This window comes from Streptomyces sp. NPDC015532, assembly GCF_043078065.1.
Lineage (GTDB): Bacteria > Actinomycetota > Actinomycetes > Streptomycetales > Streptomycetaceae > Streptomyces.
This window is the reverse complement of sequence record NZ_JBIBSY010000017.1, coordinates 132,562-149,240: the sequence shown is the minus strand read 5'-3', so window position 1 is coordinate 149,240 and position 16,679 is coordinate 132,562. Positions and strand designations below refer to the sequence as shown.

Annotated in this window: 14 protein-coding genes and 1 pseudogene; 5 read left to right on the top strand and 10 right to left on the bottom strand. The window is 71.0% G+C overall.

Features of this window, described 5'->3' with window-relative positions:
• Window positions 1-6: 6 nt before the first annotated feature.
• The 7 genes from ACF07B_RS36235 to ACF07B_RS36205 all read right to left on the bottom strand — a co-directional run bounded on the left by ACF07B_RS36235 (window position 7) and on the right by ACF07B_RS36205 (window position 8,765).
• The gene (locus ACF07B_RS36235; protein ID WP_369484635.1) at window positions 7-837 is read right to left on the bottom strand and encodes a carbohydrate ABC transporter permease; all 831 of its coding nucleotides are present in this window, start codon (window positions 835-837) and stop codon (window positions 7-9) included.
• Window positions 834-1,796: a carbohydrate ABC transporter permease gene (locus ACF07B_RS36230; RefSeq protein ID WP_392182027.1), complete on the bottom strand. Its 963-nt coding sequence runs from the start codon at window positions 1,794-1,796 to the stop codon at window positions 834-836. The genes ACF07B_RS36235 and ACF07B_RS36230 overlap by 4 nt, the downstream gene beginning before the upstream one ends.
• Window positions 1,797-1,865: 69 nt before the next feature.
• A complete protein-coding gene (locus ACF07B_RS36225) occupies window positions 1,866-3,158 on the bottom strand; it encodes an ABC transporter substrate-binding protein (protein WP_392182026.1) in 1,293 nt (430 codons plus the stop codon).
• Window positions 3,159-3,169: 11 nt separating this feature from the next.
• The gene (locus ACF07B_RS36220) at window positions 3,170-4,015 is read right to left on the bottom strand and encodes an endo alpha-1,4 polygalactosaminidase (protein WP_392182025.1); all 846 of its coding nucleotides are present in this window, start codon (window positions 4,013-4,015) and stop codon (window positions 3,170-3,172) included.
• 279 nt (window positions 4,016-4,294) lie between these two features.
• A complete protein-coding gene (locus ACF07B_RS36215) occupies window positions 4,295-4,828 on the bottom strand; it encodes a universal stress protein (RefSeq protein ID WP_392182024.1) in 534 nt (177 codons plus the stop codon).
• A gap of 5 nt (window positions 4,829-4,833) precedes the next feature.
• A complete protein-coding gene (locus tag ACF07B_RS36210; RefSeq protein WP_392182072.1) occupies window positions 4,834-6,147 on the bottom strand; it encodes an arsenic transporter in 1,314 nt (437 codons plus the stop codon).
• A 242-nt stretch (window positions 6,148-6,389) separates the two neighbouring features.
• A complete protein-coding gene (locus ACF07B_RS36205) occupies window positions 6,390-8,765 on the bottom strand; it encodes a SpoIIE family protein phosphatase (RefSeq protein ID WP_392182023.1) in 2,376 nt (791 codons plus the stop codon).
• Window positions 8,766-9,561: 796 nt separating this feature from the next.
• Here ACF07B_RS36205 and ACF07B_RS36200 point away from each other — a divergent pair.
• Window positions 9,562-11,346: an RICIN domain-containing protein gene (locus tag ACF07B_RS36200; protein ID WP_392182022.1), complete on the top strand. Its 1,785-nt coding sequence runs from the start codon at window positions 9,562-9,564 to the stop codon at window positions 11,344-11,346.
• Between the two features lie 117 nt (window positions 11,347-11,463).
• On the opposite strand, the gene ACF07B_RS36195 is transcribed toward ACF07B_RS36200, so the two are convergent.
• Entirely contained in the window at window positions 11,464-12,708 is a 1,245-nt protein-coding gene (locus ACF07B_RS36195; protein ID WP_392182021.1) for an RNA-guided endonuclease InsQ/TnpB family protein, read from the bottom strand.
• 26 nt (window positions 12,709-12,734) lie between these two features.
• Between ACF07B_RS36195 and tnpA the strand changes: the two are divergent.
• Window positions 12,735-13,145: pseudogene (gene tnpA, locus ACF07B_RS36190) on the top strand (IS200/IS605 family transposase).
• Between the two features lie 222 nt (window positions 13,146-13,367).
• On the opposite strand, the gene ACF07B_RS36185 reads toward tnpA, so the two are convergent.
• Window positions 13,368-13,859 carry a hypothetical protein gene (locus ACF07B_RS36185; RefSeq protein WP_392182020.1) on the bottom strand — a complete coding sequence of 164 codons (492 nt, stop codon included), beginning with the start codon at window positions 13,857-13,859 and terminating at the stop codon, window positions 13,368-13,370.
• A gap of 10 nt (window positions 13,860-13,869) precedes the next feature.
• The gene (locus ACF07B_RS36180) at window positions 13,870-14,874 is read right to left on the bottom strand and encodes a hypothetical protein (protein WP_392182019.1); all 1,005 of its coding nucleotides are present in this window, start codon (window positions 14,872-14,874) and stop codon (window positions 13,870-13,872) included.
• 945 nt (window positions 14,875-15,819) lie between these two features.
• Here ACF07B_RS36180 and ACF07B_RS36175 point away from each other — a divergent pair.
• The 3 genes from ACF07B_RS36175 to ACF07B_RS36165 all read left to right on the top strand — a co-directional run bounded on the left by ACF07B_RS36175 (window position 15,820) and on the right by ACF07B_RS36165 (window position 16,629).
• A complete protein-coding gene (locus ACF07B_RS36175; RefSeq protein ID WP_392182018.1) occupies window positions 15,820-16,101 on the top strand; it encodes a hypothetical protein in 282 nt (93 codons plus the stop codon).
• Window positions 16,102-16,104: 3 nt separating this feature from the next.
• Entirely contained in the window at window positions 16,105-16,311 is a 207-nt protein-coding gene (locus tag ACF07B_RS36170) for a hypothetical protein (protein WP_392182017.1), read from the top strand.
• 144 nt (window positions 16,312-16,455) lie between these two features.
• The gene (locus ACF07B_RS36165) at window positions 16,456-16,629 is read left to right on the top strand and encodes a hypothetical protein (protein ID WP_392182016.1); all 174 of its coding nucleotides are present in this window, start codon (window positions 16,456-16,458) and stop codon (window positions 16,627-16,629) included.
• The last annotated feature ends 50 nt before the right edge of the window (window positions 16,630-16,679 follow it).

Sequence of the window (16,679 nt, the reverse complement as noted above, 5' to 3'; positions counted from 1 at the left end):
GGTGGCCTAGCCCTTCAGACCGCTCGACGTGAGCGACTGGACGAAGGTCTTCTGCGCGAGCAGGAACGCGACCAGGACGGGCAGCACGGTGATCACGTTGCCCGCCATCACCGCCGACCACCGTGTGTGGTGCTGTCCCTGGAACGTCGTCAGACCGAGCTGCAAGGTGTACCGCGTGTCGTGGTTGATCGCGATGAGCGGCCAGGACAGGTCGTTCCAGGTGCTCAGGAAGGTGAGCACCGCGACCGTGGCCAGCGCGGGCCGGGCCAGCGGCAGCACGATCGAGAACAGCACCCGCAGCCGCGAACACCCGTCGATCCAGGCCGCCTCCTCCATCTCCCTGGGCAGCGCCAGGAAGAACTGCCGGAACAGGAAGACCGCGAACGGGGTGACGAGCGAGGGCACGATCAGCGCGCCGAGCGTGTCGATGAGACCCAGTTCCTTCATCACCAGGAAGGTCGGGATCATCGTGAGCTGGAAGGGGATCACCATCGTCGCGAGCATCAGCCCGAGCAGAGTCCGTGATCCGGTGAACCGCATCCGCGCGAAGGCGTAGCCGCCGAGCGCTCCCAGCAGCAGGTTCGACAGGACGGCCGCGACCGCGACGATCAGCGAATTGGCGAACCAGCGGGGGAACATCGCGTTCCCGAGCACATACCGGTAGCCGCCCAGGTCGATCCCCTTCGGCCACAGCGCGGGCGGGAACCGGTTGATCTCCGCGTCGGACATCACCGAGCTGAGCACCAGCCACACCAGCGGCAGTGCGAAGCACAGGGTCAGCGGCGCCAGCAGCAGATGCCAGGGGCCCGGCCTGCGGGAGGTGGCGGGTGAACTCATCGGACCGCTCCTTCGGTACGTTCCTGCCGGCGCCGCAGAAGACGCAGCACCCCGCCGGCCACCAGCAGGGCGACCGCGAGGACGTAGGCCGCGGCGGCCCCGTAGCCCGCCGTGAACGTCTGGAACGCCTGCTGCCAGACGAAGTAGACGACCACGTCGGTCGAGCCGAGGGGGCCGCCCTTCGTCGTCACGTAGATCAGGTCGAAGACCTGGAGTGCCGTGATCAGCTGCCACAGCAGCAGGAACACGGTGACCGGGGTGAGGGTCGGCAGGACGATGTGGCGCAGCACCCGCCCGCGGCCCGCCCCGTCGATCCGCGCGGCTTCCACGAGTTCGGGCGGCACGTCCTGGAGCGCGGCCAGATAGACGACGACGCAGAATCCGACCCCGCTCCACAGCGAGATCAGCACCAGCAGAAAGATCGCCTGGTCGGGGTCGGTGAGAAAGCCCTGCGGGGACAGCCCGAGCTGGTGCAGCAGGGAGTTCGCGACACCGAACTCGGGATCGAGGATGAACGAGAACAGCACGCCCTGCGCGGTCGCCGAGACCACGAACGGAACGAAGACGAGCGTGCGGTAGAGGCCGATCAACCGGATACGGCGGTTCAGGGCCAGAGCGAGCATCAGCCCGCCGAACAGGCTGAGCGGCACGTAGAGGGCGGTGTACAGCAGTGTATTGCCCACGGCTGTACGGAAGTTGGGGTCCTGGGCCAGGGCCCGGTAGTTGTCGAGGCCGACCCAGCGGCCCGGGGTGACCAGGTCGTCGGCCCGGAAGGAGAGCAGCAGCGACCAGACGACGGGCACGATGCTCAGACCGAGGATCACGACGACCGCCGGGCTGATGAAGGCCCAGGCGGTGGCCGTCTCCCGACGGCCGCGGCGGCGGGCGGCACGCCGTGCGGCGGCCGGGGTCACCGCGGGGCCCGGAACGATGGTGATGGCGCGGGGTAAGGCGGACATGACGGCCTCCTTCAGCCGGAATTCGGCTGGGAACGTCTGACGTCGAGGTCAGCGGGGGACGAGCCGAGGTCACCGGGGGATGAGCAGGGCCGCGTCGGCGGTGTCGGCGCACCGGCGGAGGGCGTGGGCGGGGGAGTCCTCGCCGAGCAGGACCGAGACGATCGCCTCGCCGAGGGCCTGGGAGATCTGCGGATAGGCCGCGTGCACGGGCCGGACCCGGGCGGAGTTCAGCGTGTCGGTGAACACGCCGAGTCCGGTGGTCGTCCCCGCGTGCTCGCGCCACTGCGGCCGCCGGGCGGTGGCCGAGCCGAGCGGGAGACTGCCCGCCGCGATGTCCCAGCGCGCGTCCTGGGCCGGCCGGATCATCCAGCGTACGAACTCGACGGCGGCCCGGGAACGGGCGGAACCGTTGTCGAAGACGGTCCAGGTGTCCGGCCCGGAGATGGTGACGGGCCTGCCGCTGTACGTCGGGAGCGGGACGACGCCGTAGTCGACCTTGGCGGTGATGACGTCCGGAAGCTGCCAGGGCCCCGTCGCCACCATCGCCATCCGGCCGCTCAGGAACACCTGGTACATCTGCTCGCTGCCGGGCTTCGGGTCGACGTACACGCTTTTGTCGTGGGCCAGTCGGGCGAGTGTCGTGAGGGCCTGGGTGCCCTGCTCGGCGAAGCCGATCCTCTTGCCGTCGGCGGCGATCACCTCGCCGCCGAGGTCCCAGATCATCGGCCACAGCCGCCAGACCGTGTCCTCGTCACCCGTGCCCGGCCAGCCCGTGCCGAACGTTCCGTGTCCGGAGTCGGTGAGCCTGCGCGCGGTGTCGGTGAACTCGTCCCAGCTCCAGCCCGCCTTCGGGAAGGGGACCCCGGCCCGACGGAACAGCTTCTTGTTGTAGACGACGGCCAGCGAGTCGAGCACCGCCGGGGCGGCGCGCACCCTGCCGTTGACGGTGACCGCGTCGCGTACCGGCGCCCAGAAGGACGTCCACGGCGGGGTGCCCTCGTGCAGCGCGGAGGTGAGGTCGACGACCCGGGGGCTGCGGGCGACGCTCGCCAGGTCCGAGCCGAAGATGTAGGCGATGTCGGGGTACGAGCCGGCGGCGAGCGCGGCCGTCACCTTCTGCAGCATGGCGTCGGCCACCACCCCGCCGCCCGAACTGTCCACGCGGATGCGTGGATGGGTGCGGTTGAACTCGGCCACCAGCGACTCCAAGGCCTTCCTGGCCGTGTCGTTCTGACCGTGCCACAGCTCGACGGTCACTCTGCCGTCGGTGCCTACGCCGTCCGAGGGGCCGCCGCAGCCTGCCAGTGTCCCGGCGGCGGCCGCTCCCAGAAGCAGCCGGCGCCGCGCGATCACGCGTGTCATCCCGGCCTCCGTCAGCGCGTTTCGCGGACGTAGTCCGCGCTGCCGGGTGTCGAGACCTTCACGTCCCGGCGCACGATGCTCAGCCGGTCGCCGAAGGCCGAACGGGCCTTGCGCAGACCGCTGTCGGTGTACTCGACGACCACCACCCGATCGTGGAAGGCCTTCGCGTACTCACCGCACTCGTCGTACTCGCCGCACTCCTCCGCCACCGCGAAGTCGAGTCCGGTCCGCGATCTGAGGCCCGCCAGTTCGACGGTGTTCTTCTGCCCGATCGCCAGATGCCGGGTGTGCGCGTGCCGCGAGAGCAGGGTGATGAACGCGGTGGCGTCGTCCGCGCTCAGCAGTTCGTGCGAGCGGGTGTAGCTGTCGTAGTTGTCGGGCTCGACGGCCTCGAATCCCTTGTCGGCGCAGTCGTCGATCCATTTCTCGACCCGCGCGGCCACCCGGCGGCGCTTGTCCGGCGTCCGGATGTCCAGCAGCGCCTCGTTCCAGTCCTGGTCGACGACGACCTTGCCGTGCGCGTCCCGCAGCAGCAGGTCGGCGGGCCACTGCCCGCGTTCCTCGGGCTGGGCCTGGAAGGCGTTGACGTAGCAGATGTTGTACAGGCCGCGGGCGGGGGAGGAGGAGCGGTCGCGGCTGACGATGCGGACGTCGGCGGCCGGGGGGTAGGCGCCGCCGATCTGGTAGTCGAACCCCGTGTGGAGCGGGGGGAGTTCGACGGAGGTCGCGGTCCGGCCGGGGCGGGGCGTCGGTTTCGCGGAGGCGCTCGTGTCCGCGTCGCAGCCCGCGAGCGTCAGAAGACCGGCGAGGGCCGTGACCGGAATTCCGGCACGAAGAACACGTTTGACGGGGGGCATGTCCGCTCCATCAATCGCGAGTGCGTCCCCGCCTCGGACGCTTCGAGCGATCCTGGCGACTTTGTCCGGACTTGAACCTGGTCCGTTACCGGCTGGGCGCACCTCTGCGTGCCGGGTCGCACCACGGCACGCAGAGGATCAAATCGCGCATGCCCGACTTCGTCAAGTGGCGGGCTCGGCCAACGGCGTTCTTTCGGCTCGTCCGGACGGAACAGGCCCGTCGACGGACGCCCGGCACGACCTCCGGGACGCCACCGGGCGTCCGCCGGGCGGGTGTTCTCAGGAACGCGGAGGATGCGGAGGATGCGGGGGAGGCGGGTCGTGCGGCGGATGCGGGGGCGCAGGCGGCAACGTCGTGACGTCCGGCGCCGGTTCGGGCCACACGAGCAGCACCGGGCAGGGGGCGTGGTCGACGACGAAGCGTCCGGCCGGGCCCAGGCTGTGCGGGCCGAGCCGGCTGCGGTCGCCGTCCCGAGCCAGGATGAGCAGTCCGGCGTCCTCGGCCGCCGCCACGACTTCCCGCTCCACCCGGCCGGTGCGCTCCAGGCGGGTCGCCGGGCCCCCGAGCCGCTGGGCCGCCGCGTCGAGAAGCTCGGCCCCGGAGGCCGTGCCGAGGGTCTCCAGGAGGTCGCCGGGATCGGGCTCGGCGCGTCCGCGTCCGAGGAGCCCCGCGAAGGCGCCGTGTGCGAGACCGGGCACGGCGGGGTCCGCGACATGCAGCAGCACCACGTCCGTGGCACCGGGGGCGTGCGTGCGCACGGCGTCCACACACGCGGGCCATGTTCCCTCGACCAGCCAGACGACCACCCGCATGTCCATCAGCCTCCGATGACGTGGAGCGAGACCCACAGCGCCAGGACGGCGGGCACCAGTGCCGCGGGTACGGCGATCAGGCCCAGCCGGGTGAACTCCTTGAGGTCGACGCCGTGTTCGTGTTCATGCACGATACGTCGCCACAGCAGCGTCGCCAGGGAACCCGCGTACGTCAGATTGGGCCCGATGTTGACGCCGAGCAGGACGGCCAGCACCGCGCCCGCGCCCGAGCCGGCGGCCAGCGGCAGCAGTACGAGGACCGCGGGCAGGTTGTTGATCAGGTTGGCCAGGACGGCGGCGATCGCCGCGATGCCGAGCAGCGCCGGCAGCGATCCGCCCTTCGGGAGGAGGTCGTCGAGGGCGTCGGCCAGACCGTTGTCGACGACCGCGCGGACGACGATGCCGAGCGCGAGGACGAAGGCGAGGAAGGACGGCGCGGCGGCGCGCACCACGGTCAGCGCGGTGGTGCGGCGGCGGAGGAGGGCCCGGCCGGCCAGGACGAGTGCTCCCGCGGCGGCCGACCAGGCCGGATCGACGCCGACGGCCGAGGCGACGACGAAACCGGCCAGGGTGCAGCCCACGGTGATCAGCGCGAACAGCGGCACCTCCGGCGGCTCCTCGGCGCGCGGGGAGGGCGCGCCCGCCGCGAGGTCACGGGCGAAGAAGCGCCGGAAGACCACGTACTCCGCGCCGATCGCGACCAGCCAGGGCAGCACCATCAGCGCGGCGAACCGGGTGAAGCTCAGACCGCTGGCCGTGAAGGCGAGCAGGTTGGTGAGGTTGGAGACCGGAAGGAGCAGCGACGCGGTGTTCGACAGGTGGGTGCACGCGTACACATGCGGTTTGGGGCGGGCCCCCATCCGCGCCGCCGTCGCGAACACGACGGGGGTCAGCAGCACGATGGTGGCGTCCAGGCTGAGCACCGCCGTGATCGCCGAGGCGAGCACGAACACCGCGGTCAGCAGCCGGCCCGGCTCCCCCGCGGCCCAGCGGGCCATCCAGGCTCCGCAGGCATGGAAGAGCCCTTCGTCGTCACAGAACTTGGCCAGCACGAGGACCGCCGCCAGGAAGCCGATCACCGGACCCAGATGGGCGGCCTCCGCGCGGACGTGGTCCCAGGAGATCGCCCCGGTGGCCAGGACCAGCCCCGCGGCCGGCACGGCCACGACCGCCTCCGGCCAGTTGAACGGCCGTACGACCGCGCAGACGAGGACGGCCGCGAGCAGGACGACGGACAGCGCCTCGGCGAGCGGGGTGCCGAGAGCGGCGGCCAGCGGCGCGGCGACAGGGGTGGCGGTGCCGCCGAGGTGCGGCGTGATGACGGGGGTGCCCCGGCCGGCGGAGAACGCCTCGACGAGACGGGTGCCGGAACCGGCGGAGAACGCTTCGGCGAACCTGGTGCCGGCCGCACCGGGGACGCCTTGGACGAGCGGGCTGTACAGGATGGTGTCCTCCGGGCGGTGATGGCGGCACCCTCCATCACATCAGACGCGGGGACCGCGGCCCGTGAAGGCCCTCCCTCGTGCCGCGGCCCTGCTCCGCCTCCGTCCCGGTGGAGCCCTCACTCCTCGCCGAGGAGGGACAGCTCCGCCCAGATGGTCTTGCCCTCCTCGGTGTGCCGGCTGCCCCAGCGCTGGGTGAGCTGGGCGACCAGGAGCAGCCCGCGTCCACCCTCGTCGAAGGTCTTCGCCCGGCGCAGATGCGGCGCGGTGTGGCTGCTGTCCGAGACCTCGCAGATCAGGGTCTCGGCGTCGTGGATGAGCCGCAGCCGAATGGGCGGTTCGCCGTAGCGGATGGCGTTGGTGACCAGTTCGCTGACCACCAGCTCGGCCGTGAAGGTGGCCACGATCAGGCCCCAGATCTCCAGCTGGTCGGCGACCTGCTTGCGGATCGGCGCGACGAGGGCGGGGTCGGCGGGGATGTCCCAGGTCGCCACGGCGGACGCGGCGAGGCCCTGGGTACGGGCGAGCAGCAGCGCCACGTCGTCCGGCGCGCCGCCCGGGGGCAGCAGGGCCTGGAGGATCGCTTGGGCCGCCCCCTCCAGATGCCGCGACGACTCCTCCAGGGCCCGGCAGAACAGCCGCAGACCGGCGTCGACGTCCCGGTCGCGGCTCTCCAGCAGACCGTCGGTGTACAGCGCGAGCACCGTGCCCTCGGGCAGGTCGAGCTCGACCGACTCGAAGGGCAGCCCGCCCAGGCCGAGCGCCGGACCGGGCGGCACCTCGATCTCCCGGGGCGGTCCGTCCGGCGGCAGGACGAGGGGCGGCGGATGGCCCGCGCTGGCGAGCGTGCAGCGCCGCGAGACCGGGTCGTACACTGCGTAGACACAGGTGGCGCCCACCTCGCCGGTGGTCTCCTCGGCCCCGGCCTCGGAGGACAGCCGTACGACGAGGTCGTCGAGGTGGGTGAGCAGCTCGTCCGGGGCCAGATCGATGTCGGCGAGCGTGCGGACGGCGGTGCGCAGCCGGCCCATGGTCGCCGAGGCCTGGATGCCGTTGCCGATGACATCGCCGACGACCATGGCGACCCGCATCCCGGACAGCGGGATCACGTCGAACCAGTCGCCGCCGACCCCGGCCCGTGCCGCGGGCAGATAGCGCGAGGCCATCTCCAGGGCCGCTGTCCGGGGGAGGGACTGGGGCAGCAGGCTGCGCTGGAGGGCCAGCGCGGTCTGCCGCTCGCGGGAGAAGCGGCGGGCGTTGTCGATGCAGACGGCGGCCCTGGCCGTGACCTCCTCGGCGAGCAGCACGTCGTCGGCGGTGAAGGGGTCGCGCCGCCGGAACCGGCTGAGGACGACGACCCCGAGGGTCCGGCCCCGGGCCCGGACGGGCACCGACATGGTGGCGTGGACGCCGTACTCCCGGACGTGTCTGCCGCGCGGTCCGTCCGTGCTCAGCCATTCCTCCAGCGTCCCGGTCGCGTTCGGCGCGACGAGGGGCCGGCCCGCGATCAGCGAGTCGGCCTGCGGCGAGGACGCGGGATAGACGTCGACGTCGCCGGGTTCGAGGACGGCCTCGGGGCTGCCCTCGTTCACCGACCGGTGGGCGGCGCGGCGGAGCGTGACCGGGGCGGCCGGCGGCTCGACGTCGTACTCGCCCCCGTTCTCCGGGGGGTCCAGCAGATCGACGCTGACGAAGTCGGCGAGGGCGGGTACGCAGACGTCGGCCAGTTCCTGGGCCGTCCGGGAGACGTCGAGAGTGGTGCCGACGCGCACGCTCGCCTCGTTGACCAGCTGGAGCCGCTCGCGGGCCTGGTACTGCTCGGTGAAGTCGTGCGCGGCCACGGACACGCCGATCACGCGGCCATGGGTGTCGGTGAGCGGGGCGATCCGCGCGAGCCAGTGGTGCGCCCGGTCCTCGCCGTCGGCGCGCGCGTACGTCGCCACGGCGCGCGGGAGGCCGGAGGCCAGGACCTCGGCCATCTCGCGCTCCAGTTGCTCACCGGCCCGCCGGGAGCCGATCTCGGAGACCCGCAGGCCCCTGATGCGTTCCTCCGGCAGGCCGAGCACCTCGGACATCGCGTCGTTCAGGCCGTACAGCCGCAGCCGTTCGTCGTAGACGGCGATGGCACAGGGAGCCTGTGCGAGGACGGCGCGGACGAGCGGGTCCTCCAGGGCGCGGGGCTCCCGGGCCTCCAGCGGGGTGAGCACGAGCCAGTCCCCGTCCCGCTCCAGGCGGTGGGCGAGCAGCCACACGGACAGGACCCGGCCGTCGCGGTGGCGCAGGGCGAGCACTCCGTACCGGCGGTCGCCGCCGGTCTCCGGGAGCGGACCCGCGCTCCCGGGAGCCAGGAGATCCGCGGCCGGGCGGCCCTCGACCTCCTCGGGGGAGTAGCCGAGGAGCCGGCGGGCGCCCTCGCTCCAGTGGATCAGGGTGCCGTTCCCGTCGATGACCGCCCGTGCGGTGGCGGCCTCGTCGAGAGGGTGGACCGGGCTCATCGTCGCCACTTTCCCTTGTGCGCACACTCACAGTGAACAAGCGCGTCGTCCGGGTTCCAGACTAGTGGCTGGGCGTCTCGCGCACCCTCGAACGCGGAGGGTCCGGACAGCCATTCGTAGCGGACGGCCCGCGCGCGGCGCCTTCTCGGCCGGTGCGGCGCGCGGGACGGAAGGGAACGCCGGACCGGCGACGGCCGGATCGGTGAGCCCGTACCCCTCCGTCAGAATCCGTGCGTTCATGGGCTTTTGCTCCGGGACAGCACGAATGTGAGGGCTCCGCCATGGCCCCGGGGCCGCCGACCGAGGACGGGAGGATCGGGGTCGGCGGCCGGTTTCGCGGGGGAGCGCCCGCCGTCCCGCGCGGGGCCTTCGGAAAGGGCCGGTCCCAGTGGACTGCGGAGTCGTGCGCGCGGGGAGCGTGCGTGAGAGGCCGGCGCGTGCGCACGGTTCACACGGGGGCGCGTGAAATGCCGAAAGCCGGACGGCCCGCCGGGTCACCGATCGCTTTTGACATGTTTTCAATAAGGCTGATCTGGCTCGTGCGCCTTGTTGGTGACGAGTGTGTTGTGCGAGGGTGAGCCTCCCGCGCTTGGTCAAGGGCCGGGTCTGAATCGCTGTTCGCCATTCCCGACTGTCGAGGAGCTCGAGAAGCTCCCTGCGTGACGGTCGCCGCACGGCCTTCGTCCCCGGCCGTTCTCCCGGCGCTCCGTCAAAAGGTCCACACCAATCGGGACTCCTTTTCGACGGGCAAGCACGTCCTGTGTGCCACCTTGCACCTCGGAAGGAACCCGCTCCCGTGCGCACCCCCCACCCGCCGCCGCCCGACCGTCCGCCCGGCGGATACTTCGGCGAGTCCGACGAGGATCTCGCCGCTGCGCTGAGAAGCGGGGAGGAGGCCGACACCACCCGTGCCGTCGCCCTGCTGACAGCCCGGCACTGGCGGCCGGCGTACGACTACGCGGTGATCTGCCTCGCCACGTCCTCGCAGGTCGCCTCCATGGTCACCGAGGCGTCCTTCCGGTACGTCCTCGACGGCCTCGGGGAGGGCGGGCAGGCCCACGCGCTGCGGCCCCAACTCCTCGTGACGGTGCGGGACACGGTCCGGACCTGGGCCGCGGACGACCGGATGTCGGAAGCCCTGCCGGCTTTGCGGAAACCCGCGGGGGGCCGCGGAATGCGCGCCGCGAAGTCCATGACGGCGGAGAACCGCAAGCTCGCCGAACACGCTTTCCTCGCTCTTCCCGGCGTCGCCCGCTGCCTGCTGTGGCACACCGAGGTGGAGGCCGAGTCGCTGTCCGTGCCGGCCGGTCTTCTGGGCATGGGGGAGCCCATAGCGGTCGCCGCCTGGGAACAGGCCCGCGAGCAATTCCGCCAGGCCTGTCTGCGGGCGCATCTGGAATTCGCCCCGACCAGGGAATGCGGTTTCCACAACCGGCTCCTCGACGCGCCGCTCCGGCGCGGCGGAGCTCTGCTGCCGGATGTCCAGGAGCATCTGTCGGAGTGCTCCTACTGCCGGTACGCGGCGGCACAACTCAGCCATTTCGAGGGAGAACTCGGGGTTCTGATCGCCGAGTCCGTACTCGGCTGGGGCGCCCGTCGCTACTTCGACTCCCGCCGGGCGCGCGGGCGGCAGGGCCTGCGTCCGCGGGGTGTCTCCCCGTTCCGGGGCAAGCGGCAGCGAGGCGGTGAGACCTCCGGGAAGAGCGGCCGTCTCCTCGGTGGCGGACGCCCGGACAGCGGCGAGCGGCCCGCGAAGGACGCGCGCTCCGGGGACGACGTGCGCGCGGTGAGCGGCGAGACCCCTGCGGGCCGTGGGCCGGCCGGAACGGACGGGCGCCGTGGAGGGGAGGGCCGCGCCGAAGGCGGTGCGAGCCCGGCGGGCGGCAGGAGCCCCGGAGCGGACGGGCGCCGTCGTCCGCAGCCCTTGTTCGCGTCGACGGGGCGCCGGGCCGCCAGGTCGGCCGAGGGGTCCCAGCAGGCCCTGGTCACCGGGGCCGGTCTGTCGGCCGCGCTGCTGGCGACCGTCCTCGCGGTCAGCCTGTGGCCGAACGAGGAGGGCGGCACCGACTCCGCCGCCGCCATCGGGGCGAGCAGCAGCCGGACGCTGTCACCGGCCCACGGCTCCCAGGTCCCGCCCGTGATGTCCACGCCGTCCACCGCGGCCGAGGTCGCGGCCAAGGGTGAGCGGACGCGGCTGCGCAACGTGGACGCCGACCTGTGTCTCGGCCTGCGGGACGCCAGGGCCGTGGAGGGCGCCGAGGCCACGCTGGACGTGTGCTCCTCCGCCTGGACCCAGCAATGGGTGCTGGAGCGGGACGGACTGCTGCGCAGCGTCGCGAGCGCCGGGCTCTGCCTCGACGCACGCGCCGACGACGGTGTCCTCCTTCTCGGCCGCTGTGCCGAAGAGGAGGAGCAGCGGCGCGAGGACATGCGCTACGACCTCACCGCTGAGGGCGAGTTGCTGTCGCACGGCCGCGACGGACTGGCCGTCGCACCCGCGTCCACGGACCCCGGTGCCGACATCGTGGTCAAGGTCCGCGACTACTCGGACATCCAGCGCTGGCGGCCCGAACGGCCCTGAGTACGGTCGGGTGGCGGCTGCCGTGAAAACCCCGTGCCCGGCGGCGGTCGTGCGGCTACGGTAGGCGCGTCCAGGTGCGCAGGTACCGGTTACTTCGACTTTGACGTGCTCCCTGGCCTAAAGTCCAGGGATTCCGGCCTGGGTCGTCTGACCCTTCCGGGGGCTTCCTGCTTCAACGCGCTGTGCGGGCACGTGTGCCCGTCTTACCGGCACTCCACAGGCGTTTAGCGTCTCCACCCGTCCGGCGGCGACGATGCGGCGTCCTTCGAACAGGACATTACGTGCTGCGTTGTGGTCGCGGTCGTGGACGGCGTGGCACTCGCCGCACGTCCACGACCGGACGTGCAGGGGCTTGGGGCCGTCCCGGAATCCGCAGGCCGAGCAGACTTGAGAGGACGGGAAGGCCCGGTCCACCCTGGCGAAGGTGCGGCCGTGCTTGGCCGCCTTGTACTCCAGCATGCCGACGAACGCGGACCATCCCGCGTCGTGCACGGACTTGGCGAGCCGGGTACGCCCCAGGCCAAACACCGCGAGGTCCTCCACGAACACCGCTTGGTTGTCGCGAATGATCTGTGTGGATGCCTTGTGGTGCCAGTCCCGGCGCCGGTCCGCCACCCTGGCGTGCTGGCGTGCGACCTTGATCCGGGCCCTGGCCCGGTTTTTTGATCCCCTGGTCTTGCGGGACAGCTCCCGCTGAAGGCGCTTGAGTTTCTTCTCGGCCCGGCGCAGGAAGCGGGGACTGTCGATCTTGCTGCCGTCGGACAGGACGGCGAAGGCGGACAGGCCGAGGTCGAGACCGGTGTCGGCCTCCAGCCCGGGCAGGATGTCCGGCTCGGTGTCCACGACGAAGCTGAGGAAGTAGCGGCCGGAGCTGTCTTTGGTGACGGTCAGCGACGTGGGTGGGGCCGGGAGCCGGCGGGACCACTTGACCTTGAGGTTGCCGACCTTGGCCACGTAGACCGTGCCGTCGTCCTGGAGGCAGAAGGCGTTGGTGTTGAGACGGATCGACTGCCGTGTGTCCTTCTTCGATTTGTAGCGGGGAGGGCCGACCTTGCGGCTCTGCCCTCTGCCCTTGATCGAGTCGAAGAAGTTCTTGTAGGCGGTGTCCAGGTCCCGAAGGGACTGTTGCAGGACGACCGCGGACACCTCGGCGAGCCAGGCACGTTCCTCGGTGCGCTTGGCCAACGTGATGCGAAGACGGGACAACTCGGCCGACTTCACATACGGCAGTCCTGCCGCGTGCGCCTGCTTCCGGTCGCGCAGGCAGTCGTTCCACACCACGCGGGCACACCCGAACGCACTCGCCAGCGCACGACGCTGCGGGTCATCCGGGTAGGCCCGGTAGTTGTAGCGAAGCTGCACACCCCGATCCTACGAGGGTTGATCTCATGGAGGGTCAGAACGACTACAGGCGTGGCAGACATCTCGTGTCGGCGATGGAAGCTCACTTGGGTCTTTGGGACGAAGTACCGGCGCGGAGTGTGCAACAACGAGATGCTGACACGCTTCGAAGAGAGACCATGCGCAAGGGTCTGCCGCACGAATGGGTGACATCTTGACCTGACCTGCATCAGACCCCAAGGTCTGTTCGGGCTTCCGCCCAAGGTCGCAGTCTCGAAGCTGGTCAACAGCCTCAAGGGCGTCTCCGCTCGCCGGATAGGCAGGAGTTCACCGGCCAGATCAACCGCGCCATCATGCACGGGCACCTATGGTCGCCCTCGTATTTCTCCGCATCGTACGGCGGAGCACTTTGGGCAATCGTCCGCCAGTACACCGAGCAGCAACAACGCCCCCTCTAAAGTGCATGTCAGAGCAGCCTTGAGACGCATTCATCCCCGACGTGAATACCGGGGCTTCCTGCAAGAGCCCCGGTAAATCGGGAGACGCGGGTTCGAATCCCGCCGTCAGCTTCGACGGTGTATCTCAGCGGCCAAGAGCGCTATGTACCGGCACCGAACTTGATCTCTGGACACCAGACACGGGCCGCCCGCCACGGGGGAGTTGCGGGCGGCTCTGCTGTGTCAGATCCTCCGGGCGGCGCCCTCCGGCCAGACGACATCGACAGGCAGACCGGCCGCACGGGCCTCAAGGACGGTGTCTGCCGTACCTCCGCCGTTGCCACTCGGCGGTTCGCCGCTCCAGACGGCAACGAGATGATCCGCGCGCTCGAGGAGCGTGCGGTTCGCGTCCTCGTATGCGGCCCTGTTGGCCGTGTCATGGTCGAGGACGTCGACCTGGTCGGCGGCCGCAGTGAGCCGGTCGAAGGTCTCGACGTGGTCGGGCTTCACCTTGTTCTCGCGGTAGTCCGCGGACGGGACGACCACAGCCAGGCTGCCGCCGAGCTCCAGGACGACCTCGGCGAAGATTGAATCGGCGCCCTTTGCGATACACGAGAGGCCGACCAAGCCGCCGGACGCCGCGTGCGGCTTCAGCACTTCTCGCAGAGCGTCCCGCACCAGAGGCACGCTGTCCTCGGTGAGATCCATGTGCCCGGTCACGGCGATCGTGGCCACTGCGTTCCCTTCAGATGGAGAGGACTTCGCGGAGTCTGGCCCGCGCTTCGCCGACCGTACTTGAGGTCGATCGACCCACTGTGTACGGGTAGAGCTGGCTGAGTTGCATGCGGACCCGGCCCGACCGGGTGTCTGCCGCCGCGTCGACGGCTCTGTGGGTCTGCTCCACTGCCCCGGTCACGTCGCCCACCAGGAAGTGGCACTCAGCCAGCCCGATGAGGTCCAGGGCGTGACTGAGGCCTGCTTCCGCGCCGCGGGTTGTGAGAGCGTTGCGGATGCTCGTGGCGGCAGCCTCAGCGTGCTCGTGGGGGTTGTGCCGGGCCATGTCGAGGAGCCTGCCGCCGGTGACTCCGGCGAGCTCCGCCTCGTTGAAGTAGGCGATCCAGTACGGCTCTTCGGCGCCCGACGATTCAGCGAGGACTTCGGCTGCCTCCTGGGTCGCCCGTTCGAAGGCGGCGGCTCGGCCCATGGCTGCATAGGCCCACGCCTCGCGGGTGTGCAGCATGGCCCGGACGCGGGGACTGGCCGAGGCGCGTGCACACCCTTCTGTGCCAGGCGGATGAGTTCGAGAGCGTCCTGTGGCCTGTCGGTGTACAGCATTTGCCGGGCCATTCCTGCCAGCAGGTTGGCGCCGAAGCCATGCGTCACCGCCCGCGTGCGCGGCGCGGAGCGCGAGCAGATAGTAGTTCTGGTCCTGCTTGTGGAGTCCGGAATCCCAGGCCATGGTGGCCGCGACGCCGCCGAGCTGCGCCATCACCCGGAACAGGGCCTGCTCGACAGGGGGCGTCTGGTGTTCGTCGAGGTGGCCTGCCACCTCGTTCAGCTGGCCGACGACGGCCTTCCGGCGCAGACCGCCACCGTACTTGTGGTCCCAGGCGCGGAACGCCCGTGCCGTGGCTTCGAGTTCCTGGACCTCTCGGCGTCCGATCCTGCCGCGCCGGACGGTTGGGTCCGCGGCTGGGAGGGTTGGAGCCAGGCTTCCAGGCGCCACCGGCGACACCTGGCTCCAGGCCACCCGGCCCACCAGTGATCGCGACAGCGCCGAGCAGACCCTCGCAACCCGTCAAGACCGCGACCCCGAAAGCGAGTTCACCTCCGGGGCGCTTGGAGGAGCCTTGTAACCGTCACGCGGACGTGTCTGGTTGGGGATCGGCCGCAGGGTCTGGCGCAGGGGTCGGTTCTGGGTCGGGGGTGCTTGGACCTGTCCGCCGTCGGTGATCCCTGTTCAGTGAAATCGTGTGCCCGAGGGTGGCGAACGCTGCGAAGCCAGCCAGCAGGCTCCCGATGGCGGACACCATTGCTGCCAGGCCTGACCAGTCGTCGCCACCACTGCCACCGCCCGCGACCAGAACGGTCCGCGTCACGACTGGAACTGGCCGCGTGTCAGTGACTCGACGGGCTGGACCATTGTTGGAGTCGCGGGATCCGCCCACCGACGGCTCGTCTGTCGGGGCTGTAGCTTCCTCCGAGGGCCCGGTGGGCCAGGCCGACCGAGGCCTGTCGCGCGAGCTCGTGTCCGGGGTAAACAGTCGAGTTGAGATGTGTGGTCGCGGTGTTCCCGCAACGTCTCGGGACGACAGCCCCAAAGACAGCGACGCAAGGCCAAGACTGACAGCGAACAAGGCGCAAGTGCCTGCGATCCAGTAAGCAGGTTGTGCGCGCCGGTGGTGGTTCTTCCCCATCTGATCCCCCCGGAGCCAGCGTAGGGGCGGGGCGGGAAAGCGGAGACGGATTCACTGAATCGCCTGGTTTGTTTCAGCTTGGGTGGGCGGTCAATCGCTTGCCCCCGCACCGCGGGTGGGCGCCGCCGGCGCTCGACGCCGGCGGCCGGTCCCCAGCGGCGGAACTTCTCGGGGTCGTAGCCGGTGAGGCGGGCGAGGTCGCCGACGGTGGCGCCGTTCTCGCCCATCTCCCGGACGGCCATGTCGTGCAGCGGGCCGCTTAGCGCTCGCAGGGCGTCGTGCGCGGCCTTGACCTTGGCGAACAGTTCGGCTGCGCCCTCGGGGGGTTCGTAGCTGCTGCGGCTCAGACCTGGCAGCCTGACACCTACCTCAAGGGCACCTTCGAGAACATGGTCCGCCTGCTCGGGCAGGCCGCGGCCATCACGAAGCTCATCAGCCTCCTCGGCGCCAACGTCGACACGGCCACGGTCGTCGCGGCCGTGACGGCCGTGGACGACGTGGTCGCCAACGCGGTCGTCCGGGTGTCGGTCGACGTGACCGGCCCCGCGAAGGAGGGCTGACCCGTGAAGCTGCCCCGCTACGCCAAGGCCATCGTCGCCGCGGTGGTCGCTGGCTCCGGCACGCTGGCCGCCGCCCTGAACGACGGGACCGTGACCGCGACCGAGGCCTTCACGGTGGACCTGGCCGTGCTCGGCGCTCCCGGCATCACGCTGGCCTTGCCCAACCGGCAGGTACCCCCGTCCTCCGGCGGCCCCTCGACGGAGGCCTGACCCTGCCCGATGCGCGCGCCCTGGAGGTGGCATGGACGCCGCCATGGTTACGGCCGTAGCCGCGCTGATCGCGGGGCCCGTGGCCGCGGCGGCCGCATGTACGGGCAGCGGGGCGCGAGCCGGGCGGCCCGGGAGGCCTCCGCGATGACGGGCTACGACAATCTGACGCAGCGCCTGGTGACCGAGCGGGACAAGGCCGAGCTCGACGAGCGGGCGGCCGAGGCGGGGGCCACCGCGGCGGAAGCCAGAGTTGCCGCAATGGAGGCCGAGATCGCGCGCCTGCGGCCGCTGGTGACGACGCTTGGGGGCACGCCGTGACGCGCACCGAGCGGATGCTGTACCGGACCTGTATCTGCTCTAGGTCACGG